Source organism: Paraburkholderia hospita, from assembly GCF_002902965.1.
Taxonomy (GTDB): Bacteria; Pseudomonadota; Gammaproteobacteria; order Burkholderiales; family Burkholderiaceae; genus Paraburkholderia; species Paraburkholderia hospita.
The window spans coordinates 2,262,151-2,287,054 of the sequence record NZ_CP026107.1; the positions used below are offsets into that span (position 1 = coordinate 2,262,151).

Sequence of the window (24,904 nt, forward strand, 5' to 3'; positions counted from 1 at the left end):
CAATGACTATGTCGAAAAACAGTAACCAGAAGCAGAATCCCGCGCGCAGAAACATTCTGATCGGAAGTGCCGCAGCCGCTGGCGGCATCGCGGCATCGCTGATTCCGGGCACGCTGCAGGCAGCGCAGCCGGGTGCGTCGTCGGGCGCGTCGAAGCCTCACGGTCAACATTCGGCGAGCTACATCACAACGAAAGACGGCACGCAGCTGTACTACAAGGATTGGGGCGCCGGCCGCCCCGTCGTGTTCTGTCATGGCTGGCCGCTCAGCTCCGATAGCTGGGAGTCGCAAATGATGTTCGTGGCGTCGCACGGTTATCGCGCCGTCGCGCACGATCGTCGCGGACATGGCCGTTCGAGCCAGCCCTGGAACGGCAACGACATGGACACCTATGCGGACGACCTCGCCACCGTGTTCGAGACGCTCGGTCTGCAGGATGCCATTCTGGTGGGCTTTTCTACGGGCGGCGGAGAAGTGGCACGCTATCTCGGCCGGCATGGCACGAAGCGTGTGTCCAAAGTCGTGCTCGTTTCCGCTGTGCCGCCGTTGATGCTGAAAACGCCTGCGAATCCTGGTGGATTGCCAATCGACGTATTCGATGGTCTGCGCGCAGCCCAACTGGCGAACCGCTCGCAGTTCTACAAGGACGTGCCGGCGGGTCCGTTCTACGGCTTCAATCGTCCGGGCGCCAAGCCGTCGCAGGGTCTGATCGATTCGTGGTGGATGCAGGGCATGCAAGGCGGCCACAAGAATACCTACGATTCGATCGCCGCGTTTGCGCAAACGGACTTTACCGAAGACCTGAAAAAGATCGACGTTCCCACGCTGATCGTCCATGGCGACGACGACCAGATCGTGCCCATCGACGCAGCAGGGCGTGCGTCCGCGAAGCTGATCCGGAACTCGAAGCTGATTGTCTATCCTGGCGCGCCGCACGGTTTGACGGACACGCACAAGGACAAATTCAACGCGGATCTTCTGGCGTTCATCCAGAGCTAAACCCGGCCGAAAGGCGACCAGTAAGGGCAAGCACTGCCGTGCTTGCCCTTTTTATCTGCAGTCACACTTCGTGCCTGATGGCAGAGGCGAACGACCCTCGATTGTTGTCCTCCCGGCAACATGGAAACCGCCGTTGCCGGTCTTCTGCAAGGCGGCGGATATACCTACGATAGAGACCAGTTTCTAGCCCGCTCGAACGCTTAAGCCGCTATCGAACCAGAACAAAAGAAATGAACACGATTGCTATCGCTAGCAAGGATGCAGTTGAAGACATGACGCGTGACAAACGCACACTCACACGGCAGATGTTCCGCCCGCCAGAGCACGTGTCCGTCGAACCCGAGGCAAATCATGGCAAATCGAACGCACGGCCCGACGTCATTGCAGGCTTCGCGTGGACGAAAGACTGCTCGTTATGCCGCGTTGCGTTGGGCAATTTCATGCGGACATCGAACGCGTATCTTCTTTCAACCGCGTCCGAGGCATGACACAGATCGAGTGCACGCCGCAGCTTCTCGCCTCTGTCGTTGAGCACGGCAAGGTCGATTACAGGAGAGCAAGATGTTGTCACATGAACTGCTTTCGCGGTATGGCGCGTTGATCGTCTTCTTCAATGTACTCGCGTCGTCGCTCGGCCTGCCCTTTCCGTCCATCACGACGTTGATGACGATTGCGGCGAGCATCGCGCTCGCCCAGCACGACCTTTCGCATACCCTGCTGCACTTTGGCGCGCTGCTCGGCGCCGCCGTCGCCGGCGGCATCATTGGTGACCTGGCCTGGTTTCTTGTCGGCCGACGCTATGGAAAACGCACTTTCCGACGGGTGATCGAACTGTCACCGTCGACGCAAGGCAGTATCACGACGGTCGAGCGATACTTTGCTCGCTGGGGTGCGCGCGTGCTAGTCATCACCCGCTTCATGCCAGGTTTGTCGCTCGTTGCCGTGCCTCTTTGCGGGGCCATGGCGATAAGAACACGCTCGTTTCTGCTTCACGATTGCATCAGCATTAGCATATGGGCGTGCGTGGGTCTTCTCCTCGGCGCGCAGCTTGCGACACATATCGACGTGCTATTCAGCAGGGTTCTCGACTTTGGATGGCAAGTTGCGTTCGTTGCCTTCACGCCAGCACTCTTCGTCTCATGCCGGTGGTTCGCGCGCCGGCTCCCTTCAGTGGCCAGCAAGCATGTGCGTCGAAACGAACGCCGCTTATCGTCAGCTCACACATCATATGAACCGCATTGCCTGATTTGCGACTCGTAGGCGGTCGCACCTTGCTTCCTCGCCAAAAGAAACGCACGGCGCAAGCAAGCAGTGCTTGCGTCGTGATCTTCTTCAAGACAAAGAGCATGAGCCTTGGTCATGAGCAGCCGCGGAAGGTACAACTCGTCGCCGTTCAGCTCGATTGCCTTGATCGCTTCCTCGCAGACCAGAATCGCGCGCGTGGTATCGGTGCTTGCGCATAGCGCCATTGCCAGCGAATTCCTGAACATCGACGCCGACATCGTGTACTGGCACTTCGTCATACCATCGAGGCAGCTCTCCAGCAGCGAAATACTTTCCTCTATTCGGCCCTCGGCATACGAGAGCTGACCACGAAGCCCTAGCACCACGTAACGGAATGGCGTGAATCCATTCACCTTGACGATGGTATCGAGTTCATCCGTTATTTCGTTCAGTCTCGACCAGTTCGCTGCCCACGCGAAAACTTCTCCGGCCCATAGCAGCGTCACACACTGAGTGGCCGGATGGGACAGCAAGCGTGCGCTTTCAATGGCGTCATTGGCGACGCGCTCTGCCTCCGAAGCCTGACCCGTCAGCCAAAGATTTCTCGCGTTTCCGCTCAATGCACGCAGGTAGGGATTGATGCCGAATTCCGCCGGCTGCATTGCATCCACCCCGTTCATCTTGGCCGACAGAATCACAGGCTCCCAGAGACCGGACGACGACGCGATCTCCCCCTTCATATGCAACGCGACGCCAAGCATCGAATGAACCGTCGAAGCGTCGCGTCCACACGCAATGATCCATTGCGCGGCTTCGCTCGCGAACATATAGGCGCCCTCGAAATTGCTGGTTCGATAGAGGTGCATGATGAGTCCGCACAGCAGTCTGTCATGTCGAACCGAGTCGCCTAGCGACAATGCAATGGAAAGAGCGCGCTCGTACGTCCGCCCAACCTCTTTGCTTTCGCTGCCCGTGAACAGCAATGCATTGCCATAGGCCGCAATGAGATCGAGTTCCGTCAGGCTCCCTCGTTCGCCGTCGTCCAGTTTCGACAATGCGATTTCGGTCCATTTTCTGGTCTCGCTGAGCATCGACTTTCGCAGCAGCAGTTTCGCGTATGAATCGACCAGCCTGCAACCTTGAACGACGTCCTGCTCACGTACGAGCGTCCACTCCAGCACCGCGCGCAGATTGCCCAGATCGGCGAGCCAGTTGTCCCCTTCATGTTCCGTCAAGCCGTCGGCGGGCCACGCCGCCGCATAATATGACGCATGGCGCGCGCAGAGCTGATCCAGCTCGCCTGCCTCTTCCAGTTTCACACGTGCATATGAGCGGGTCGTATCGAGCAGAAAGTAGCGAACTGCGCTCTCGTCTGGCCTCACATCCAGAAGCGACTTGTTCGACAGTTGGTTGATGGTTCTCAGCACATCAGCGCGATCGATGTCCTCCGCGCCGATCACGGCCACAGCCGCGTCGAGCGCAAAGCAGCCGACAAAAACCGCCAGCCTTCGCAGACATACCTGCTCCAGCCCGGTCAGCAGCCCGTAGCTCCAGTCGAGCGTCGCGCCGAGCGTCTGATGCCTCGACACGGCTGTGCGACGTCCATGCCACATGAGCCGGCTCTTCTTGTCCACCAGTTCCAGAATCCCGACGAGACCGAAAGTTGGCATCTGTCGTGCGGCGAGTTCAATCGCCAATGGAATGCCATCCAGCGCCCGGCAGAGCCGGCCCACCGACTGCGCGTTATCGTCGGTCAGTTCGAAACGGCAGCCGGCCTGCACGACGCGCTCGACGAACAATCGGATTGCCGAATAGCGCTGCGCATCGTGTGCTTTGAGCAGCTCGCCCGGCGGCGGCGCGTCGAGCGGCGGAAGGCGGAACACGAATTCACCATCGACATTCACGATTTCCCGCGACGTCACGAGAATATAAATGCCGCTCGCGTTTCGATAGAGAACTTCCGCGGCCTGAGCGACACCGTCTATCAGATGCTCGCAACAGTCGAGAAAGACGAGCATTCGGGTATGGCCAATCGACGCACATACTTCGCTGATGGACGCGGCTGCTTCCTGCCCTTCACGCAAGGCGGCCACCAGCGTCGACGAAACCAGCTCCGAATCCTGAATCACTGAGAGATCGACGGAGACGATCTTGCCGTCGAAATAGTCGCTCAACCTGTCGATCACCGCATTCGCGACTGTCGTCTTACCCATTCCGCCCGCGCCGACAATACTGACGAACCTGTGTTCCTCGAGTTGCTGGGCGATATGCTCTATTTCGCGTTCCCGGCCAACTATGGCGGCGCCCGAATGCACGAACCGCAATTGACCGCGGGCCGCCGGCCGCGTGGTCTTGAGTTCGACGCCGGACTGAATCCCGTCACACGGCGTCACGGTCGCGACAAACGTATAACCCCTTCCGGGCACATTCATCACATATGTGACGCCTGGATCGCCATCGGCAAACGCTTTACGCAGTGCGACGAGATGAAAGCGAAGGCTCCCTTCTTCGACGACCGTATCGCGCCATACTTCTGCGAGAAGATCGCGCGCGCTGATGACGCTTCCGGCACGACGCACGAGCGCAATCAGAATGTCGAGCGCGCGACTACCCAGCTTGACCTGCTTGCCATGACAGACAAGCAATCGTTTATCCGGAAACAGGAAAAACGGCCCGAACGAAAAGTTCGTCGTAACTGAATGCGATGCCGTCGTTCCAAATTTCGATAAGCTGGCAAACAAGTATCGTCTCGCTCGAAGTCGTGGTTTCCACCGATTCTATCTGAGCGATACGCTAAACCGAATCTTTCAAATCACTAAACACGAGAAACTGAAACTTTGGCATTCAGGCACTCGTAACGGGACTGATTCGGTACGCGCGCTATATTGCTTTGAGGGTACGACACCGCACGTCGGGGAATGTATCGACCTGACGGTTGAGCAGCATGAAGAGCCGCGCAATTTGTCCGTTGAATAGTGAAAAATGAAGATTGACGACGAGTGGATTTGGCAATCCTCTTGAATCGAATGTACCTGTTACGGCGCCAACCACCGTCGTCACCCGATAGTGCTGAGACATCTGCAGAACTTCGATTCTCAGGTTATCGGCAATGACTTCTCTGGCGATCCAGGCTTCGATTGCGGGGCGTCCCCAAAAATCACGAAGCTGATCATTGACGAGCGCATCGTCTCTGAAGAGCGCCGCCATAGCACCGGCATCGGCGTTATTGAGCGCCAGCAGAAATGAAGCGATCACTCGCGCGTCTTGTTGTGCGGTCTTCCTTATTCGGTTTGCCCGATCACGCATCCCGTTTTCCTTAGGGGATCAACGAGCGCAAATGTTCGTCGATCCTGCCGCTTTTTGTTTGCTATTTGTTGTTAGCGGCTGTTAGCGCTTGCGATAAGTCCATAGTGTTTTGCCTATAACGCTGCTTAATCAACTATAAACCAGCGTCGAATCGACTTCGCGAGGAAAACGTCTTCATGGAATCGACCATGCGCAATCACTCAGGCTTCCCGTCGGAAGAGGTTATGGACACGCTGTCAGCAGGATTCACGACAAGCTACGCCGCCGTCATGACCTTCATCGCCGTTGCGAAGGAAGAAAGTTTCGCCAAAGCGGGGGATCGTCTCGGTATTGGACGATCATCCGTTAGCCGGAACATACAGAAACTGGAACAGCAGCTCGGAACCAAGCTCTTTTCGCGTACCACTCGCAGCGTCGGGCTGACGGCTGAAGGGGAGATCTTTTACGAATCGTGCAAGCCGGGTATCGACGGCATCCTGAACGCGATCGAGCGAATGCGCGATCTGCGCGGCGGGCCGCCGCGTGGACTATTGCGGATCAGTTCGACCGTAGGATTCGGAAGAAAAGTCGTCGCGCCGCTGTTGAGCCGGTTTCGGGGCTTGTACCCTGAGGTCTCGATCGACCTGATGCTGTGCGATAGCCCAGCCAACTTTACGAGCGACGGTATCGACATCGCATTCAGGAATGGTCGGGTGGACGACAGCCAGATCATTGCCCGCCGCATCATTCCCATGCACATGCTTCTCTGCGCTTCTCCGGAGTACGTACTGGAGAACGGATTGCCGATGAAAATCGAGGATCTGCCACGGCATCGTGCGATCAATTTCCGTTTCTCGTCCGGCAGAATCTACGAATGGGAATTCAGGGTGGCAGGCGAACTGATCAAACACGCCCCATCCGCCCATCTGACCTTCAACGACGCGGATCTCGTACTCAATGCAGTCCTCGATGGTCAGGGCATCGCGCAAGTGGCCGGCTACCAGGCCTGCGATCACATTGCGAGGGGCAGACTGATTTCCTGCATGGATCAATATGCACCGGACGATCGAAGCCATTTTCTGTGCTATCTCAGCAAACAGCACATGCCGTCTCGCATGCGGCTCTTTATCGACTTCATGCTCGAGCAGATAAGAATGCTCAACCTTCAGTGCGCGGTGGACGACACTGCGACGAGCACGTCGCACAGGAGCGCACAATGAGACCTTATATCGCCGCGTTCACTGCGATCATTCTCTGGTCGGCATTTGCAACGCTGAGCATGCCACTGCGACATCTTCCTCCGTTGCTGATCACGGGGCTCGCACTGCTAGCCGGAAGTCTCGTCACGCTCCGGCATATCAGCGCATGGAGAGTCAGATGGTCCACGTTCATCTTCGGGTCCGGTTGCCTTTTCCTCTATCACTTTTGTTTGCTGAAATCTTTCACGTATGGGTCGGTTCCCGTTGCCAACCTGATCAACTACACGTGGCCTTTCCTGCTCGTCCTCATGTCGAGTGTCTGCAACGGACGCAAGAGAGGATGCTTTGCCGAACTGACTTGCTGCGCAATCGGCTTCATCGGTTGTGCGGTGCTCGTGCTGCAACCCATGACGAATGGCACGTTCGAAGCGCGCAATTCGATCGGATATGGTTTCGCCGCTGCGGCCGCTGTAGTCTGGGCGGGCTATACGTTCCTCACACCAAGGTTCGAAGCGCATAGTGCGTGGGCTGTCGGCGGGTTCTGCGCTGCAAGCGGCCTTGCTGCGCTTGCCGTGCACGCCCTGGCCGGTCCGTCTGTCGAACTGTCCGCTCGCGATGTTGCGTGGATCGCGGCAATCGGCGTGGGACCGCTGGGGATAGCGTTTGTCGCATGGAATCACGCCTCCAGATTCTGCGATCCGGGGCTTCTCGGTTCGATATCGTATCTGTGCCCGCCGCTCTCTCTGGTGATACTGCGGATCGCCGATCCGACAGCCGTGATCGACTGGATGACTTTGGGCATTTCGATGCTGATGAGCGTATGCGGGATATTCATGTCACAACATTGGCGACGTGGGGCATTGAGTAGTTAGCCGATCTATCGTGGCCGTCAATCGTTTCCACGATAGGGACCCTCGAAAGTTGCTCCCTCACGACGGCCATCAATGCTTCGTCCATGCCACCTTCGAAGAGTGCGTGGAGCATTCCGATCAGAATGGAAGCCAGTGCGTGGCTGATCGTTTCCTGCCGTGCCGCGCGTATCTCATCGATGCTTGAGATCATGTCGAGCGTTGCCTGATGCAGGCGTGCAGAACCCTCATAGAGCAACGCAGCCTTCCCGATCTGTGCCCAGACGGCATGAATCGCGTGAACTTCACGCGTGCGTACGGCATTCGCGGCAAGGAAGGCATTCGCCAGTGCGTCAATCATTGCTTCAGGATGTCCCCCGTGCGTATCGCGACATGCGATCTCCAGAAAATACACGACATGATCGACGTGACGACGCACCATCGCGCCCATCAGTTCGTCCTTATTCGCGAAGTACTGGTAAATCGTCCCCACTGCAAAGCCGGATCGCTTTGCGACTCGGGTCGTCGTCAGCGCTCGCGGTCCGTCCGCCGTGACGATCTGCACGGCGGCCTCGAGCACGGCTTCGATTGTGTTTGCAGCGCGTGACTGGCGCGGCAATTTGCGAGGCCGCGGAGCGACGATGCCACTAAAGTCCGCATCGTTTGGGGCCTGGCGTCGAGCGTTCATCATCCCATCAGTGTGTAAAGCGGTGGAGCGATTCGCCGGTCGCGATTGTTCTAACCGGAACCGGCCCATTGATGTCGCGACAGTACGATGAAAGTGCATACATGTAATGTGCCAGTTTGCGATTCGCAAACTGGTCCACTTTCTCTATCACGTTCTCCGATGTCACAAAGTCCGCGCATGAAACGTCTTGGCTATGAGGGAATGGATTTCCTATTTGCGTATTGCCGCACTTTTTAGCGTCAATAACACGCAATCTCACTACTGCCACACGCTCCAGCTATAGACTCTGCAAATGTTATGAACGATCGGTGTGACGCCCTGGCGGGTACGAATAGACGCGAAAGGTCGACCATCGTTTGGTCCCTGCCTTTGGGCACACCCGATCCCAAAGAAGGCTTGCAGCGTTGGCTCTACGAAGCGTTGAGGCTGGCGATCGTCAGTGGCCGCCTGCCCGGCGACAGCGTGCTGCCGGGCACCCGTACATTGGCGCAGCAATACAACCTCGCGAGAGGCACGGTTGCGGCCGCGTACGAGCAATTGTTGTCCGAGGGCTATCTGGTAACGCGTACGGGAAGCGGCACACGGGTCAGCGCGGTATTGCCGGACCAACGGCATCCTGCCAAACCGATACCTGCATCATCAACTGCTGCAAATGCAGGCTTTGCGCGCGAATCGCACGCGCCCTGGATTAAACGGCTCAAGGAAAACGATCCACCATTTCCGCTCTCAGGCGCGAACGCGTTGCCGCAGCCTTTCTTCCCGCACCGCGGCGATATACGCCTCTTTCCCATCGATCTGTGGCGACAGTTGCATGTGCGGCAATTGCGGCCCTCGCGTCTGCTCACACTCAATGACACGAGTCCTGCCGGATTGCCGGCGCTGCGAGCGGCGATAGCCGACCACCTCGCCATTGCGCGTGGCGTGCGAGTGCCACTGGAACAGATCGTCGTCATCGGTAGCGTGCAACACGCATTGGACCTTTGCATGCGGTTGCTGACGGGGCCGGGCGACACCGTGTGGATGGAAGACCCCGGCTACGTGGGCGCGCGTCAGATCATGCACGCGAGCGGCGCGCACGTGGTCGATGTTCCCGTCGATCAAGACGGTCTGCGCGTGCACGACGGCATACGCGACGCGCCTTCGGCCGCACTCGTCTATGTGACGCCGACGCGTCATGCGCCGCTCGGCGTGCCATTGTCGAACGAACGGCGTGCCGCGCTGCTCCGCTGGGCCGCCGCGAACGGCACGATCATTTTCGAAGATGACTACGACAGCGAGTATTGCTTTCGCTCGCATCCGCTGCCGGCGTTGCGGAGTCTTCCCGGTGCCGATCAGCACGTCGTATTGGCGGGAACATTCAGCAAGCTGATGTTTCCGTCGCTACGGCTCGCCTATGCGGTACTGCCGCCGCGTCTGGTCGAGCCTTTCGTTCGCGCGGCGTCCCTCACCGTCCGGAGCGCGAGCGGTTTGACGCAAGCCGTTCTTGCGGACTTTCTTGGCGAAGGCCATTTCGACCGGCACGTGCGCCGCACGCGGAAAATCTATGCGCGCCGCGCCCATGTGTTCGAGCGCGCGGCACAGAAGCACTGGCAAGATCTGATCGAAGTTCAGCCGGCCATTGCCGGCCTCGACGTCGTTGGCCGGCTGCTTTCGGTCGACGAGCATACAGCCGTGCAAAAGCTGAAAGCCGCGGGCATCGATGCGGCGCCGTTGGGCAGATACACGCAGCGCCATCGCCATCAACCTGGCCTCGTGATGGGTTTCGCGCCTTTTAATGAGGAAGAGATCGACCGGGCGGCACAACAGGTCGCCGCTGTCTTGCGCGAGGCGGCATGACATGAGCGACCCGCCCGCGAAGCCACACGGAATGAGCGAACGCGCCGACGAAGTATCAGTCGCATTCCTGATGCTGCTCGAACGCCTGTCGCCAGAAGCGCGCGCGGCATTCCTGCTGCACGAGATCTTTGGCGCGGACTATCGAGAGGTCGCTGCGGTAATCGGCAAGTCGGAAGCCGAATGCCGGCGACTGGTCATTCATGCCAGAGCACAGCTGCGTGATGAGCGGCTGCGTTAAGCTCGAATCGACGCAGTCGCTCGGTCTGCTTACTGCAGCGTATATCCGTTATCGACGATCAGATCCTGGCCATAGATACCGCGTGACGCGGGCGAGAGCAGGAACATGATCGCGTCCGCAATGGCGGCGGGTTCAAGGAAGCGACCGGGAAGCAAACGCTGATTGACGCGCTCCGCAACCGCGGAAAGTTGCGCTTGCGGCAATCCCAGGCTGGACCAGATCGCCGTCGCGGTTGGACCGGGCGACACGATATTGATTCTGGTGCCGTCAGTTGCGAGTTCGACTGCGAGCGTCCTTGCGTGTGCCTTGAGCGCGGTCTTCGAGGCGATATACGCGGCGAGTCCCGGAAACGTGACCTGTGACAGAAACGTCCCGATGAAAACGACCGATGCGGACTTTCCCAACTGCTCTCTCATGATCGACAACGTGTTCAGCGCACCAGCGCCGTTCACGGCCCATTGCCGCTCGAAGGCGGATACTTCCAGGCCATTGGCCAGCTCAGCAATACCCGCATTGGGGACCAGAAAGTCGACCGAGCCCATCTGACGGGCATGTTCAGAAAGCGCCGCGAGATCGCCGCTTTGCGTGACATCCCCTTTTACCCATTTGAGCGTGTCACCATATCTGGACTGCAACGAATCCAGTTCACCCATCGTGCGACTCATCGCCAGCACGCGAGCCCCGCTCGCCAGCAGACGATCAACCGTCGCAAGACCAATACCGGCACTTGCACCCGTCACGACAGCAAGGCGATTCTCAAATCCTTCAAACATGGTTCTTTCCTTTTCGTTCGTCGATTAAGTTCTCTTGTCGTTGGGCCCGTAGCGCAAGCCGTCACGACCCACTTCATATAACAAGGATCGGGCCAGCATAAGAACACTTTGTTTTCAGCGAGTTGACAACACGCGATGTCGAACTGACCCGAAACGATTCGACTACTTCAGCAGTCTTATCGACAACGAAAGGAAATGAATTGCGCTATGCGGAGAGGGCGAGCTGTTCCGCAAGGAAGTCGATAAATATCCTCGCGCGAGTAGGCACGCTTCGACCGAAAGCATGAAGCGCCTGCACAGGCACTGAACTCAATGGCACATCAGGCAACACGACATGCAAGCGGCCTGCGTCAAGATCGCGCTGCACCGTCGTTCGCAGAATCTGCGCGATACCCAGCCCGTTCACGGCGGCTATTCGCAGTGCGTCGCCGCTGTCAGCGTCGAATGATCCGTCAATTGCGAGCGTAGTTCCGTTGGCAAAGGTGATGGGAATTACGCGTCCATTGAGCCGGTAGCGCACATGGCGACGCACGGCGAGATCGTCAATGGTTCGCGGTGTCCCAGCCGCCCGCAGATAGGCTGGAGAAGCCACCAGCACGAGCGGCAGACTGACCATCGGAAGCACATACAATCCGCTGTCCACCACATGCCCAACCCTGATGGCGATATCGAAGCCCTCGCGGATAACATCGACATGGCGATCGCTTACGCTCACCTCCAGCGCCAGTTCCGGATTACGCGCCATCAACTGCCGCGTAACCGGATCGAGCAGCGCCCGCCCGAGATCGCCTGGCAAACTCACGCGCAATGTGCCGACGGCTGTCGCGGGCGTCGCCAGAACTTCATCCGCTTCGTCGAGACCGCGCATGAGCGGTGCGATGCGCTCGTAGTACGTTTGCCCTTCGCTCGTGAGAACAAACGCTCGCGTGGAACGCTGAAACAGCGTGACACCGAGCCGCTTTTCCAGACGCGCGACGCTCTTCGACACCGCGGACGGTGTCGTTCCGAGCGAACGCGCGGCGGCCGTAAATGAGCCTGCTTCAACGGACCGCACGAACGCGGGCAGACCACTAAATCTTTCGACTGACATTGATGACTGATTGGCAAAACTGATAGTGCCGCTGTTGGACTGGAGCGCACTCGCGCGTCACGCTAGATTGGCGAGGTACGCCAGACTGGCGGAAACAACGGAGATTGAATTGAACCGGCTCGAAAATAAAGTCGCTGTCGTGACGGGCGGCAACAGCGGGATTGGCTTAGCCACGGCAAAGCTGTTCGTGGCGGAAGGTGCCAGCGTCGTGATAGTTGGGCGTCGATCCGATGCCGTCGATGCGGCAGCGGCAGAACTCGGCGGTCGCGCAATCGGACTGACAGGCGACATGGCTGACCCGAAGACGCATGATCGTGTGGCATCCCTGGTTGCCGAACGGTTTGGCGGAGCCGACATTTATGTCGCGAACGCGGGCACCAACACGATCGCTTCGTCCGATAACGTCAGCAATGAATCGTACGACGCGCATTTCGCCACCAATACGAAAGCCGTGTTTTTCGGCGTTCAGAAAATCGCACCACAGATGCGCGATGGTGGTGCCATTCTTTTGACGAGTTCGATTGCAAGTTCCAAAGTATTCGACGGACACGCGGTCTATGCGGGCACAAAAGCCGCCATCGAAGCATTCGCGCGCAGTTGGACGCTCGAATTCAAGTCGCGCGGCATTCGGGTCAACGTGATGAGTCCCGGTCCTGTCGACACGCCGATCCTGTCCAAGCTCGGCATTGAATCCGCCGACCGGCCCGCATTCGAGGCAACCGTTGCGAACAGTATTCCGCTCGGTCGTCTCGGCCGGCCAGAAGAACTCGCTCGCGCAGCGCTTTTTCTCGTCAGCGCAGAAGGCAGCTTCGTGAACGGCATCAATCTGAATGTGGATGGCGGAATGTCGTTGACGTGACCATCCGCCATTTCATGGCCTCATGCTCATTGCGCCGTCCGGTGATATTTCGCAACATAGCGCGCCTGTGCGACTACTTTTCCGTGCATCTGATAAGCGACGAGCGCCGGGCTTGACGCCGCTTTCACATCGATACTCGACACGCTCAACGCCGATGCTGTGACGATGTATCGATGTGATGTACCTTGAGGCGGGCAAGGTCCGCCGTATTTCGACTCGCCGAAATCCGTCAATGTTTCCATTGCACCTGTCGGCAACAATTTCGAATTGCCTGAAGCGCCCTTTTCGATCGATGATTCCGACGCCGGTATATTGACGACTTCCCAATGCGTCCAGCCCAGTCCGCCCGTTGGCGCATCGGGATCATGAATCGTCACGACAATGCTCTTCGCTGCGGGCGGAACGTGGGACCACGAGATATGCGGCGAAATGTTATCGCCGTGACATCCAAATCCGCCGTACACCTGTTCGTTCACGAACTGTCCACGCGTCAGGCCATCCACCTTGACCGTGAACGGCTCGGCGACAGCCATCGCCGGCATGATCGCCAATAGCACCGGTAAGCAGAACGTTGCCAGCAACAAAACGTTGGATCTCATGGTGCGCTCCAATGAAAAGACAGAAAGTGCAACATGCGTTCGCCGCCCTCGCCACTACGGCTCGGGCGGCACTAACGGCTTAGCTGAAAGACGCTTGCGGATTGCCCGCTGCCAATGCCTCTGCGCGATTCGGCGCCGGCGGATAGATCCACTGCGTGTTGATCATCTGCTTGCGCGCCTTCCCTTCGGCGTGCGTCAGCTTGATCTGTCGGTCCCAGCCTTCCGAATAGACGGCACCCCATTCGCCGAGATCGACGCAAGTGGCATAGAACGGCTGTCGATACGTCAGCGTCGGCACGCCGAGCAGATCCGCAGCGACGTTGTGTCCGCCGAATTGGCCCATCACGATGGCGTGCTGACAGGACATCAGCGCGTAGCGGCCGCTGTCGTCGGTCAACGCTTTCGCGACGTCACCCGCGACGAATACATTGGGCGCTTCGGGCACGCGCAAATCCGGCGCCACTTCGACGCGTCCGAGCGGGTCGAGATTCGACGACACCTGCGCGGCCAGCGGGCTCGCGCGCATGCCGCCCGCCCAGATCACCGTGCTCGCTTCGATGCGTTGGCCCGACGCCGTGCGAACGCCACCAGCATCGACGGACACCACGCCCGATCCCAGCACAGCCTCGACGCCGAGCGATTCAAAGGCTTCGGCGACGAACGGGCGGGGATTCGGTCCGAGATCCGGACCGATTGCATCTTGCGTGCCGATCACCACGACGCGAATCGCCGCGTCCGCGCCAAACTTCTCGCGCAGCCGCTTCGGCAGCTCCGTTGCGACTTCGATGCCCGTGAAGCCGCAGCCAACCACGGCGACGGTATTGCGGGCCGGTGAAGCGGGCAGCTTCGCCAGCTTGTCGAGATGGTTATCGAGTTCCACTGCGTCCTCGATACGGTCCACCGAGAACGCGTGCTCCAGACCCGGAACAGGCGGCCTGCTGAGTTTGCTGCCGCTCGTCAGCAGCAGGCGGTCGTACGCGAGCGAGCGCTTTTGTCCGTTGGCCGACACGACGCTCACGGTCCTGTCCTCAACCGAAATGCCGTCGACGCTGCCTTCGACATATTTCACACCAATGGCATCGAGTAGCGGCAGCAGCGGCGCAGCCATCTTCTGCGGCTCGGCCTCGTACATACGGGGGCGGATCTGCAGTTCGGGCTTCGGCGAAATCAACGTGATTTCAACGTCGCTGCTTCTGACACCTGCGCCATCGAGCACGCGAGCGGCGCCTAGCGCGCCCCACACGCCGGCAAAGCCAGCACCCACAATCAGGATCTTCTGCGACATGATATTGCCTTCGTTTAGAGAGTTGCGAAGTCGACGACAGGCGCAGAAACGCTTGCGGAAAGCGTTGGCGAATGCGCCTGATCGACGTTGGAGACATTGCTCGTGCGACCATCGTCGAGACGGATTGTAGGTTTGGAGATCGAACGCCAGAAGCACCGCGAACGCGTTCACCATGTTGCCTGCACGACAACAATAGGCAGTGAACCGAGAAGGGATTTTGCAGAGAGGTAAAGCAGGGGCAGGGGCAGGAGCAGGGACCGCCAGGAAGGCTAGCGCGCGAACTCCGTCGTCTTCGCCGCCTCAGCCAGATAATCGACGAACGAAGCGATGCGCGCCGATATCGCCGTGTTGCGATAGTAGACGGCATTGATCGGTTGCCGCACATCCTGCGTCTGCCGCGCAAAAAGCTGGACGAGCCGGCCTTCGCGACGGTCGCGGCCCGTCATGAAGTCGGACAGGCAAACGATGCCCGCGCTCTCCAGCGCCAGTTGCCGCAGCGTTTCGCCGCTCGACGACGAGATGGCCGGCTCGATCCGATACAGCTCATTGTCCGGCCCGACCAGCGGCCAGACGTTGAGCGACTCGGGCTGCGTAAATCCCAGCAGCGAGTGCTTCGCGAGGTCGTCCACGCGTTTCGGATGACCATACGCCTTAAGGTATTCGGGCGTGGCCAGCACCCGTATGCGACTGCTGCCCACCGGCCGGCTATGCAGCGTCGAATCTTTGAGCCGTCCAATCCGGATCGCGACGTCGGTGCGGCGTTCGAGAAGATCGATGATGCCTTCGTTGCTGTTCAGTTCCAGTTCGACCTGCGGATAGCGCGCGCGATAACCCGCGATGAGCGGCACGATCACATGCAGCATGAACGGCGTGGCCGCATCGACGCGCAACCGTCCGGAAGGCCGCTCGCGGCGCGCGGCGAGTTGCTCTTCGGCGTTCTCGACTGCATCGATGATCTCGCGCGCGTTTTGCAGAAAGGCCTTGCCCTCCTCCGTCAGTTCGAGGCGCCGTGTGGTCCGGCGCAGCAGCGTGGTTTGCAGCTTTTCCTCGAGTCGTCCCAAGGTCCGGCTCGCACCCGACACGGTCTGCTCCAGTTGCTCGGCAGCGGCCGTGATCGAGCCCGTGTCGACTACGGCCGCGAAGGTTTGCAGTTCATCGAGAGTAACTTTCATACTTGATCTGAAATCAAAAGTGTTTCCTTTATAGACCAGTTTTTCTGCAAAAGTAAAGCCGGCACACTTCGTCCATCCGTTAAAGCCTTTCAATCATGCTTCCTGGTAGACGACCATGCCACTTGCCCTCTTCGCGCTGACGCTCAGCGCCTTTGCAATCGGGACGACCGAGTTCGTCATCGTTGGACTCATCCCGACGATCGCCGCCGATCTCGGTGTCACGCTCCCCTCCGCGGGTCTGCTCGTCAGTCTTTATGCGTTGAGCGTCGCCATCGGCGCGCCGCTGTTGACCGCGCTGACAGGGCGCGTGCCGCGCAAGACCTTGCTGATCGCGCTAATGGCGCTCTTCACGATCGGCAATCTGGTCGCGTGGCGCGCGCCTTCGTATGAATCGCTTGTCGTGGCGCGCATTCTGACGGGGCTCGCGCACGGCGTGTTCTTCTCGGTCGGCTCGATCATTGCGACAACGCTCGTGCCGAAAGAGAAATCCGCCAGCGCCATCGCCACGATGTTCAGCGGCATGACCGTCGCGTTCGTCGCGGGCATTCCGCTTGGCACGTTCATCGGCCAGCATTTCGGCTGGCGCGCGACGTTTCTCGTCGTCGCGCTGTTCGGCTTCGTCGCGATGCTCGGCGCGTTGTTCTTCATGCCGAACAACCTGCCGCACAAGCGGCCCGCTCCGCTCAGCCAGCAGGCTCGCGTGATCGTCCATCCGCGCCTCTTGCTCGTGTATGCGATGACGGCCGTCGGTTATGGTGGCTCGCTGATCGCGTTCACGTTCATGGCGCCGATTCTCGAACAGATCACGGGATTCACGCCGTCGCAGGTCAGCATGGTGCTCGTCGCGTATGGCGTTTCCGTCGCGGCAGGCAACGTGTGGGGCGGCAAGCTCGCCGACGCGCAAGGACCTGTGAAGGCGCTGAAGCGGATATTCCTGCTGCTCGCTGCCGTGCTGCTGGTGTTCACGTTCACATCGCACAACGCGTGGCTCGCCGTGCTGACCATGCTCGCGTGGGGTGCTGTCGCGTTCGGCAACGTGCCCGGCCTTCAGGTCTATGTCGTCAAGCAGGCGCAGCAGTTCGCGCCGCAAGCAACGGATGTCGCGTCGGGCTTCAACATCGCCGCGTTCAACCTTGGCGTGGCGGGCGGCTCGTCGCTGGGCGGCGTGATCGTCGCGCATCTGGGGCTGGGCCACACGCCGTGGATCGCCGCTGCCGTAACCGTGCTGGCGTTCGGGTTGACGGCGTGGAGCGGCCGCCTCGACCGCCGCGCAGGACTCGCCGGGCGCACGGCCGAAGCCGTCGCGGTGACTCATTGAATTCGAATCGAATCCGCACGGGGTACGTCAGGTCTGACTCTTGACTAGAAATCAAGTTTCTTTCCCGTTTCAAGCAGTTTTTCGAACGAATCGAACGGGGCAGAATGAACCTTGTTCATCGCCAGGCAAATCTATCAATCTGGGGGTATCACCATGAATCACATTCCGGCATTCGGTCTCGGCACGTTTCGGCTGCAAGGGCAGGTTGTCATCGATTCGGTGCGCAACGGCCTCGAACTGGGCTATCGCACCATCGACACCGCGCAGATCTACGGCAATGAAGCGGAAGTCGGCGAAGTGATCGCCGCATCGGGCGTCGCGCGCGACGAACTGTTTCTGACGACGAAGATCTGGGTCGACAACTACTCGCGCAACAAACTCGTTCCGAGCCTGAAAGACAGCCTGACGAAGCTGCGTACCGATCAGGTCGACCTGACGCTGATTCACTGGCCCGCGCCGGACAACGGCGTGCCGCTCGAAGAATTCATGAGCGCACTCGCGGATGCGAAGGCGCAAGGACTCACGCGCCAGATCGGTATTTCGAACTTCAACATCGAGCTGACGAAGCAGGCCATTGCGCTGGTCGGCAAAGACAACATTGCGACCAATCAGATCGAGCTGAGCCCGTATCTGCAGAACCGCAAGCTCGTCGAATTCCTCGGCGAACAAGACATTCATGTCACGTCGTACATGACGCTCGCCTACGGCAAGGTGCTGAAGGACCCCGTTATCGGCGCGATCGCCAAACGGCACGAAGCCACGCCGGCGCAAGTCGCGCTCGCCTGGGCGCTGCAACTGGGCTATTCGGTGATTCCGTCATCGACGAAGCGCGAGAACCTCGCCAGCAACCTGCTCGCGCAACAGCTCCCGCTGTCGGCCGACGACATGGCGCAGATCGCCGCGCTCGAACGCAATGGCCGCGAAGTCAGCCCCGCCGGTCTCGCGCCGGTCTGGGACTAACGAGAAACCACGATCGCGGCGAACATGCCGCGAGCGACGCAAGGAATCGCATCATGAAGAACGACCCGCTTTTCGAACCCCTCACGCTCGGCGCCCTCACCCTTCCTAACCGGATCGTGATGCCGCCGATGACGCGCTCGCGCGCCAGCCAGCCCGGCGACGAAGCCAACGATCTGATGGCCGCCTACTACGCGCAACGCGCAAGCGCCGGCCTGATCGTCAGCGAAGGCACCTACATTTCGCCGCTCGCGAAGGGCTATGCGTGGACGCCCGGCATTCATACGCAGGCGCAGATCGACGGCTGGCGCAAGGTCACGACGGCTGTCCACGAAGCGGGCGGACGCATCTTCGCGCAGCTGTGGCATGTCGGCCGGTTGAGCCATACGAGCCTGCTCGGCGGCGAACAGCCGGTGTCGTCATCTGCGCTTCAGGCGAAGGGCGTCAACGTGTTCATCGCAAGCGCCGACGGCAGCAACGTGCCGGGCTTCGTGCAGGCATCGGCCCCACGCGCGCTGAGCACGGCGGAAATCGCCGAAGTGGTCGGGCAGTATCGGGACGCGGCCCGCAACGCGATGCTGGCAGGCTTCGATGGCGTCGAGCTGCATGCGGCCAACGGCTATCTGGTCAATCAGTTCATCGACTCCGGAGCGAACAATCGCACCGATGAATACGGCGGCTCGCTGGAGAATCGCCTGCGGTTTCTGGACGAAGTCACGCGCGCGCTGATCGACGGCACGGGCGACGCGCAGCGCGTCGGCATCCGCCTTGCGCCGCTGACCACGCTCAACGGATGCGTCGATGCAGACCCCGAAACGACCTACATCGCAGCCGCGAAGCTGCTCGGTGAAATCGGCGTTGCGTATATCCATATCGCGGAAGCCGATTGGGACGATGCGCCGCATATGCCCGTCGAATTCAAGCAGCGCATCCGGCAAGCCTATTCGGGCACGCTGATCTATGCGGGCAAATACACGGCGGATCGCGCTCGCGAAGCCATCGCCGCGGGTTGGGCCGATCTCATTGCATTCGGCCGCCCTTTCGTTGCAAATCCCGATCTGCCGCAGCGCCTGCAAAGCGGGGCCGATCTTGCCACGCATCATCGCGAAACACTGTTTGGCGGTGGCGCTCAGGGGCTCACGGATTACCCGGCTCTCACGGGCACGAACGACTGACGAACGGTCCGCGATCGGCGACAACGCACCGACGCCGCGCGTTTAATGCTCACAGGAAAGAATATGGCAAGCGTTAGCGTATCGATAGACATTGCAGTATCAGCGGAAATCGTGTGGCCCGTGGTCGGCGACTTCGACGGATTGCCGGGCTGGCTCGAACTCATTCGCGCGTCGCGGCTGTCGGACGGCGGACGGGTTCGCCATCTCGAAGCGGTCAATGGTTCGTCGATCGTCGAAAGGCTGCTCGATCACAGCGATCAGAACCTGCAATACCTTTACACGATCCTCGAAGGCCCGGACCCCGTGACGGATTACACCGCGTCGATGTCGTTGCGCAGGATCGACGCGCATCACACCACGGTGACATGGGCGAGCCGCTTCGAGCCAAACGACCCGAACGAGGCCGAGTCGCTCACCGCCCATTATCGGAGTCTGTACCTGGCGGGCCTGACGCGCCTCAAGGCGGTTCTGGAAACTCAGGGCCGCTGACCCGCGCTGAACCTGTACGTGCCATTTTGAACGGCGCGTGCGTTTTACGAAACGCGGCATCCGTCGTACCAGTACGTTGCGTAGCTACTGCGGCGCCCTGCTTTCTTGGGCTCCGCAGTAACCGCAACATTCGCCATGACTGGTCAACGGAGATTTACATGTCAGCAAACACCATTGCAGCTTACCTGGCTCAAACGCTCGCGGCAGCGGGCGTCGAACGCATCTGGGGCGTGACGGGCGACAGCCTGAATGGCCTCGCCTACGCGCTCGACAAGGTCGGCGGCATCCGCTGGATGCATACGCGCCACGAAGAGTCCGCGGCGTTCGCGGCGGGCGCCGATGCAGCATCCACCGGCCAGCTCGCCGTGTGCGCGGGCAGTTGCGGCCCGGGTAATCTGCATCTGATCAATGGTCTGTTCGACTGTCATCGCAATCACCAGCCCGTGCTCGCGATCGCCGCGCATATTCCGTCGACGGAGATCGGCCTCGGCTACTTCCAGGAAACGCATCCCCAAGAGTTGTTCAAGGAGTGCAGCCATTACGTGGAGCTCGTGTCGTCCGCCGGGCAGTTTCCGCGCGTCCTCGCGCGCGCGATGCGAACGGCCATCGAGGAGCGCGGCGTCGCTGTGATCGTGTTGCCAGGCGACGTCGCATTGGGCGACGGCCCCGATGAAGCACCGACGTGGACGGAAAGCGCGCCGCCGCGCATCGTGCCTGCGGAGGCCGATCTGGAGCGTCTTGCGACGCTGTTGAATGGGTCGGATGCCGTCACGATCATGTGCGGCAGCGGCACGCAGGGCGCGCACGATGAAGTCGTGGCGCTTGCCGATACGCTCGGCGCGCCTGTCGTGCATGCGTTGCGCGGCAAGCAGTTCGTCGAATACGACAATCCTTTCGACGTCGGCATGACGGGGCTGATCGGTTTCAGCTCGGGCTATCACGCGATGATGTCGTGCGACACGCTACTGCTGCTCGGCTGCGATTTTCCGTATCGCCCGTTCTACCCGTCGCACGCGAAGATCGTCCAGATCGACTGGAAGGGGTCGCAACTCGGTCATCGCGCGCCGCTGACGTTGGGTCTCGTAGGCACGATCAAGGAGACGATCTCGGCGACGCTGCCCAGGCTTCAGCGCAAGCAGGACCGCGGCTTCATCGACACAGCGCGCAAGCATTACGCCGCCGCGCGCAAGAGCCTCGACGACCTCGCGACGCCTTCGCCCGCAGGCAAACCGGTGCATCCGCAGTACCTCACGCGCATGATCGACGAGATCGCAAGCGAGGATGCCATCTTCACCGCCGATGTCGGCACGCCGACCGTGTGGTCGGCACGCTATCTGACGATGAACGGCAAGCGTCAGTTGCACGGTTCGTTCAATCATGGATCGATGGCGAATGCGATGCCGCAGGCGCTCGGCGCGCAGGGCGCGCATCCGGGCCGCCAGGTCGTGTCGCTTTCGGGTGACGGCGGCCTGTCGATGCTGCTCGGCGATCTGCTGACCGCGCGTCAGCTCGGGCTGCCTATCAAGGTCGTGGTGTTCAACAATAGCGTGCTGGGTTTTGTTTCGATGGAGCTGAAGGCGAGTGGCTATCTCGACACGAATGTCGATCTGAGCAAGACTGACTTTGCAGCGATTGCGAAAGGCGCGGGCATCTTTAGCATTCGCGTCGAAGATTCGGAACAGGTTGCCGGGGCGTTGAAGGCAGCCTTCGCGCATGATGGTCCTGCCGTCGTCGATGTCGTGACGGCGAAACAGGAACTCGCGATGCCGCCGAAGATCGAGCTTGAACAGGCCAAGGGTTTTAGTCTGTACATGATGCGCGCCATTCTGAATGGCCGTGGCGACGAAATCGTGGATCTCGTGCAGACGAATTTCCGTTGATGCATGGGCCTTCGGTGCGCCGCCATTCGTACTTTGAGGATGGCGGCCGCCGAAGTCCGGCATTGATTCCGTCAGATCGCAATTTCGCGTGTGACGCGCACTTCCGTTAATAGCGCTCCTCCAATCTCGACCACTTTGGCAGAGCCGTCGCGCTCGAATCCTCCCTGAGTGTAGAAGGAACACGCTGCTGCGTTTTCTTTCAACACCCACAGCGCGACAGTACCGTAGCCTTTTGCACGAAGCCTCTCGCAAGCCGCATGAATCAGCGCAGTGCCGATGCCGCGACTCCAGAACTCCGACGCAACGTAAATCGCCTCGATCTCCGCACAGCGCGAGTCAAGGTCTTCGTCACGCGAGGGACCGAACGCAACCCAGCCGACCACGACATCGTTCATCAAAGCAACCATCACGCACGGCGCTCCCGCTAACAGCGCCTTGCGCCATTTTTCCGCTCTTGCGTTTTTGTCGAGATTCGCCAGGTATTCGATTGGTAACAATTCCTTGTATGCGTCCCGCCAGGCCGCGATATGAACCTTCGCTATTCCTTGTGCGTCATCGATTGACGCAAGCCTTATATTCACACTCTGCGATAACCCCGCGCCATCATTCAAATCCCACCTCCTGTCGTTTTCCACCGGTTTCCGGACGCATGAGCGACGGCCCCGTCGTGGGCATATCAGCACACTCTACTTGATGATGTTGCCTGGCGTGTTCAACGCGAAGGCATTCCACAGCCCATTGGCGCCCCATTTCGCGATCGGCTTCATGTTCGATCGAATACCTGCTGCATCCGCCGGGTTCGCCATGCAATTCATGGAGTGTGTCAATTGAGTCATTCGCAAGCGCGCATCGCAAGCCGCGATTCTTCAAGTCCGTCGCTCACGCTTGACGACATCACGATCGTCGACAATTCCCTTCTCAAACGTGCCGTCGGCGCCATGGCGCTCGGCAACGCAATGGAATGGTTCGACTTCGGCGTGTACAGCTACATCGCCGTCACCCTCGGCAAAGTGTTCTTCCCGTCGAGCAGCCCGTCGGCTCAGTTGATCGCGACCTTCGGCACGTTCGCCGCCGCGTTCCTCGTGCGCCCGATCGGCGGCATGGTGTTCGGGCCGCTTGGCGACCGCATCGGCCGACAACGCGTGCTCGCAATGACGATGATCATGATGGCCGTCGGCACCTTCGCGATCGGCCTGATTCCGAGCTATGGTTCGATCGGCATTCTCGCGCCCGCGCTGCTGCTCGTCGCACGTCTCGTGCAGGGCTTCTCGACGGGTGGCGAGTATGGTGGTGCCGCTACCTTTATCGCCGAGTTTGCGACGGATCGCCGCCGCGGCTTCGCGGGGAGCTTCCTCGAGTTCGGCACGCTGGTCGGCTATATCCTCGGTGCAGGCACGGTTGCCGTGCTGACGGCGACGCTGTCGCAGGAAGCGCTGCTGTCGTGGGGCTGGCGTGTGCCGTTCTTCATCGCCGGTCCGTTGGGTCTTGTCGGCCTGTATATCCGCATGAAGCTCGAAGAAACGCCTGCCTTCAAGAAGGAAGCGGAAGCGCGTGAAGCGGATGAGAAGTCGCGTCCGCAGCAGACATTCGTGGAACTGCTCGCGCAGCAATGGAAGCCCTTGCTGCTGTGCGTTGGCCTCGTGCTGATCTTCAACGTCACCGACTACATGGCGCTCTCGTATCTGCCGAGTTATCTGTCGGCGACGCTGCATTTCAACGAGTCGCACGGTCTGTTCCTCGTGCTGCTCGTGATGGTGCTGATGATGCCGATGACGCTCTACGCTGGCCACCTGTCGGACAAGATCGGCCGCAAGCCCGTCATGCTGTTCGGTTGCGTGGGTCTGTTCGTGCTGTCGATTCCGGCGCTGCTGCTGATCCGCATGGGCACGGTGCTGCCCGTGTTCAGCGGCCTGCTGATTCTCGGCGCGCTGCTGTCGACCTTCACGGGCGTGATGCCGTCGTCGCTGCCTGCCCTCTTCCCGACGAAGATCCGTTACGGCGCGCTGGCGATCGGTTTCAACGTGTCGGTGTCGCTGTTCGGCGGTACGACGCCGCTGGTTGCTGCATGGCTCGTAGACAGAACCGGTGACGCGATGATGCCCGCGTACTACCTGATGGGCGCATCGATCATCGGTATCGTCTCGGTGCTCGCGCTGCGCGAGACTTCATGCAAGCCGTTGCTCGGCTCGGGTCCGTGCGTGGCGACACATGCGGAAGCGATGAGCCTGATTCGCGGGGCCAAACGCGCTCACGCTGAGAAGAAACGCCTGGAGCTGGTGCGGGAACGTGCGTAACGTCAGCGCCCAGCAAGCATCCTTCCACCGAGCCCAATCAACAGCACGCCCGCCGTCGTATCGATCACGGTTTTGCGCCGAACCATGAAGCCACGGATGGCGGGGTGAGAGGCCAGCAGCGCCATCGCGCAGTACCACGCGCACGATATGCCGATCGAGAGCGCCACGACCGCGATATCGAACGATAGTGCGGCATGCGCGGGCACCATCACGGCAAATATGCTTCCGTAGAACGCGACCGATTTGGGATTCGTCATGCTCACGAAATAGCCACGTTTCGCGGCGGCCCAACCGGACCCGGCGGTCCGTGCCGGTGTGGACAAAGGTTGGCGCGCAGTCACGATCATCTTCGCGCCGAGCCAAATCAGATAGGCCGCGCCCGCAATCCGCAACGCCGTCTCGATCCAGGCGACGTGCGTGACGATCAGACTCAGGCCCGCAATCGCTATCAACGCCCATGTGCCCGACGCAGCCGCCAGTCCAAGTCCAGTCGATACGCCCGCGCGTCGCGACGCAACCGCCGTCGATGTGACGATCACGAAGTTAGGCCCCGGGCTGGCAACACTAAGCAGCAACACGCCGCACAGCGCGAGCAAACTGTTGATGGGATCGAGCATGTTTTCTTCCGCGGACGTTGGACGAAAGTTGGATTTCCATCATACCCGAGGCTATTCGAAACCCTGCTGCGCCATGCCAT

At 60.1% G+C, this 24,904-nt stretch carries 22 protein-coding genes and 1 pseudogene; 13 read left to right on the forward strand and 10 right to left on the reverse strand.

The window, feature by feature from the left end:
* Positions 1 to 8: 8 nt before the first annotated feature.
* Positions 9 to 998, forward strand: coding sequence for an alpha/beta fold hydrolase (locus C2L64_RS43565; protein ID WP_007748514.1), 990 nt, complete (start codon positions 9 to 11; stop codon positions 996 to 998).
* A 597-nt stretch (positions 999 to 1,595) separates the two neighbouring features.
* Positions 1,596 to 2,258 carry a DedA family protein gene (locus tag C2L64_RS43575; protein WP_238554899.1) on the forward strand — a complete coding sequence of 221 codons (663 nt, stop codon included), beginning with the start codon at positions 1,596 to 1,598 and terminating at the stop codon, positions 2,256 to 2,258.
* On the opposite strand, the gene C2L64_RS43580 is transcribed toward C2L64_RS43575, so the two are convergent.
* Both C2L64_RS43580 and C2L64_RS43585 read right to left on the reverse strand, forming a co-directional pair.
* Entirely contained in the window at positions 2,216 to 4,963 is a 2,748-nt protein-coding gene (locus C2L64_RS43580; protein WP_009771507.1) for an ATP-binding protein, read from the reverse strand. The genes C2L64_RS43575 and C2L64_RS43580 overlap by 43 nt on opposite strands.
* Before the next feature lie 139 nt (positions 4,964 to 5,102).
* Complete coding sequence (locus tag C2L64_RS43585; protein ID WP_007748495.1) at positions 5,103 to 5,528, reverse strand: Cif family virulence factor; 426 nt, start codon at positions 5,526 to 5,528, stop codon at positions 5,103 to 5,105.
* Positions 5,529 to 5,704: 176 nt separating this feature from the next.
* Here C2L64_RS43585 and C2L64_RS43590 point away from each other — a divergent pair, with 176 nt between their 5' ends.
* On the forward strand, positions 5,705 to 6,727 hold the full coding sequence (locus C2L64_RS43590; protein ID WP_009771506.1) for a LysR family transcriptional regulator: 1,023 nt from the start codon (positions 5,705 to 5,707) through the stop codon (positions 6,725 to 6,727).
* Positions 6,724 to 7,578 (forward strand): DMT family transporter, encoded by an 855-nt coding sequence (locus C2L64_RS43595; RefSeq protein WP_009771505.1) that lies wholly within the window; start codon positions 6,724 to 6,726, stop codon positions 7,576 to 7,578. Before C2L64_RS43590 ends, C2L64_RS43595 begins: the two co-directional genes overlap by 4 nt.
* Here the strand turns inward: C2L64_RS43595 and C2L64_RS43600 are convergent.
* The gene (locus C2L64_RS43600; protein WP_007748490.1) at positions 7,538 to 8,119 is read right to left on the reverse strand and encodes a TetR/AcrR family transcriptional regulator; all 582 of its coding nucleotides are present in this window, start codon (positions 8,117 to 8,119) and stop codon (positions 7,538 to 7,540) included. The two genes, C2L64_RS43595 and C2L64_RS43600, sit on opposite strands and share 41 nt — an antisense overlap.
* A 492-nt stretch (positions 8,120 to 8,611) precedes the next feature.
* Here C2L64_RS43600 and pdxR point away from each other — a divergent pair, with 492 nt between their 5' ends.
* Positions 8,612 to 10,078: a MocR-like pyridoxine biosynthesis transcription factor PdxR gene (pdxR, locus tag C2L64_RS43605; protein WP_009771503.1), complete on the forward strand. Its 1,467-nt coding sequence runs from the start codon at positions 8,612 to 8,614 to the stop codon at positions 10,076 to 10,078.
* Positions 10,077 to 10,313 (forward strand): annotated as a pseudogene (locus C2L64_RS43610) (sigma factor-like helix-turn-helix DNA-binding protein); the annotation flags it as partial. The gene pdxR and the pseudogene C2L64_RS43610, both read left to right, overlap by 2 nt.
* A gap of 32 nt (positions 10,314 to 10,345) precedes the next feature.
* On the opposite strand, the gene C2L64_RS43615 reads toward C2L64_RS43610, so the two are convergent.
* Together C2L64_RS43615 and C2L64_RS43620 are read right to left on the reverse strand one after the other, a co-directional pair.
* Positions 10,346 to 11,089 carry an SDR family NAD(P)-dependent oxidoreductase gene (locus tag C2L64_RS43615; protein WP_007748485.1) on the reverse strand — a complete coding sequence of 248 codons (744 nt, stop codon included), beginning with the start codon at positions 11,087 to 11,089 and terminating at the stop codon, positions 10,346 to 10,348.
* A 205-nt stretch (positions 11,090 to 11,294) separates the two neighbouring features.
* Positions 11,295 to 12,179, reverse strand: coding sequence for a LysR family transcriptional regulator (locus C2L64_RS43620; protein WP_009771501.1), 885 nt, complete (start codon positions 12,177 to 12,179; stop codon positions 11,295 to 11,297).
* Positions 12,180 to 12,288: 109 nt separating this feature from the next.
* Here C2L64_RS43620 and C2L64_RS43625 point away from each other — a divergent pair, with 109 nt between their 5' ends.
* Entirely contained in the window at positions 12,289 to 13,038 is a 750-nt protein-coding gene (locus tag C2L64_RS43625) for an SDR family NAD(P)-dependent oxidoreductase (RefSeq protein WP_009771500.1), read from the forward strand.
* Between the two features lie 26 nt (positions 13,039 to 13,064).
* Here C2L64_RS43625 and C2L64_RS43630 read toward each other — a convergent pair whose 3' ends face one another.
* The 3 genes from C2L64_RS43630 to C2L64_RS43640 all read right to left on the reverse strand — a co-directional run bounded on the left by C2L64_RS43630 (position 13,065) and on the right by C2L64_RS43640 (position 16,094).
* Positions 13,065 to 13,637 (reverse strand): YbhB/YbcL family Raf kinase inhibitor-like protein, encoded by a 573-nt coding sequence (locus C2L64_RS43630; protein ID WP_009771499.1) that lies wholly within the window; start codon positions 13,635 to 13,637, stop codon positions 13,065 to 13,067.
* Between the two features lie 79 nt (positions 13,638 to 13,716).
* Positions 13,717 to 14,922 (reverse strand): NAD(P)/FAD-dependent oxidoreductase, encoded by a 1,206-nt coding sequence (locus C2L64_RS43635; RefSeq protein WP_039902998.1) that lies wholly within the window; start codon positions 14,920 to 14,922, stop codon positions 13,717 to 13,719.
* A 269-nt stretch (positions 14,923 to 15,191) separates the two neighbouring features.
* Positions 15,192 to 16,094 carry a LysR family transcriptional regulator gene (locus C2L64_RS43640; protein ID WP_009771497.1) on the reverse strand — a complete coding sequence of 301 codons (903 nt, stop codon included), beginning with the start codon at positions 16,092 to 16,094 and terminating at the stop codon, positions 15,192 to 15,194.
* A 115-nt stretch (positions 16,095 to 16,209) separates the two neighbouring features.
* Here C2L64_RS43640 and C2L64_RS43645 point away from each other — a divergent pair, with 115 nt between their 5' ends.
* From C2L64_RS43645 to poxB, 5 genes are all read left to right on the forward strand, one after another.
* Positions 16,210 to 17,412: an MFS transporter gene (locus C2L64_RS43645; protein ID WP_009771496.1), complete on the forward strand. Its 1,203-nt coding sequence runs from the start codon at positions 16,210 to 16,212 to the stop codon at positions 17,410 to 17,412.
* Between the two features lie 153 nt (positions 17,413 to 17,565).
* Positions 17,566 to 18,372 carry a 2,5-didehydrogluconate reductase DkgB gene (gene dkgB, locus C2L64_RS43650; RefSeq protein ID WP_009771495.1) on the forward strand — a complete coding sequence of 269 codons (807 nt, stop codon included), beginning with the start codon at positions 17,566 to 17,568 and terminating at the stop codon, positions 18,370 to 18,372.
* Positions 18,373 to 18,425: 53 nt separating this feature from the next.
* Positions 18,426 to 19,544, forward strand: coding sequence for an alkene reductase (locus C2L64_RS43655; RefSeq protein ID WP_009771494.1), 1,119 nt, complete (start codon positions 18,426 to 18,428; stop codon positions 19,542 to 19,544).
* Positions 19,545 to 19,607: 63 nt separating this feature from the next.
* The gene (locus C2L64_RS43660) at positions 19,608 to 20,033 is read left to right on the forward strand and encodes an SRPBCC family protein (RefSeq protein ID WP_009771493.1); all 426 of its coding nucleotides are present in this window, start codon (positions 19,608 to 19,610) and stop codon (positions 20,031 to 20,033) included.
* A gap of 158 nt (positions 20,034 to 20,191) precedes the next feature.
* Positions 20,192 to 21,913, forward strand: coding sequence for a ubiquinone-dependent pyruvate dehydrogenase (poxB, locus tag C2L64_RS43665; RefSeq protein ID WP_009771492.1), 1,722 nt, complete (start codon positions 20,192 to 20,194; stop codon positions 21,911 to 21,913).
* A gap of 71 nt (positions 21,914 to 21,984) precedes the next feature.
* On the opposite strand, the gene C2L64_RS43670 is transcribed toward poxB, so the two are convergent.
* Complete coding sequence (locus C2L64_RS43670; RefSeq protein WP_242681920.1) at positions 21,985 to 22,548, reverse strand: GNAT family N-acetyltransferase; 564 nt, start codon at positions 22,546 to 22,548, stop codon at positions 21,985 to 21,987.
* 192 nt (positions 22,549 to 22,740) lie between these two features.
* Between C2L64_RS43670 and proP the strand changes: the two genes are divergently transcribed.
* Complete coding sequence (gene proP, locus C2L64_RS43675) at positions 22,741 to 24,207, forward strand: glycine betaine/L-proline transporter ProP (RefSeq protein ID WP_009771490.1); 1,467 nt, start codon at positions 22,741 to 22,743, stop codon at positions 24,205 to 24,207.
* Positions 24,208 to 24,209: 2 nt separating this feature from the next.
* Here proP and C2L64_RS43680 read toward each other — a convergent pair whose 3' ends face one another.
* Positions 24,210 to 24,824, reverse strand: a complete 615-nt coding sequence (locus C2L64_RS43680) for a LysE family translocator (protein ID WP_009771489.1) — start codon at positions 24,822 to 24,824, stop codon at positions 24,210 to 24,212.
* Between the last annotated feature and the right edge of the window lie 80 nt (positions 24,825 to 24,904).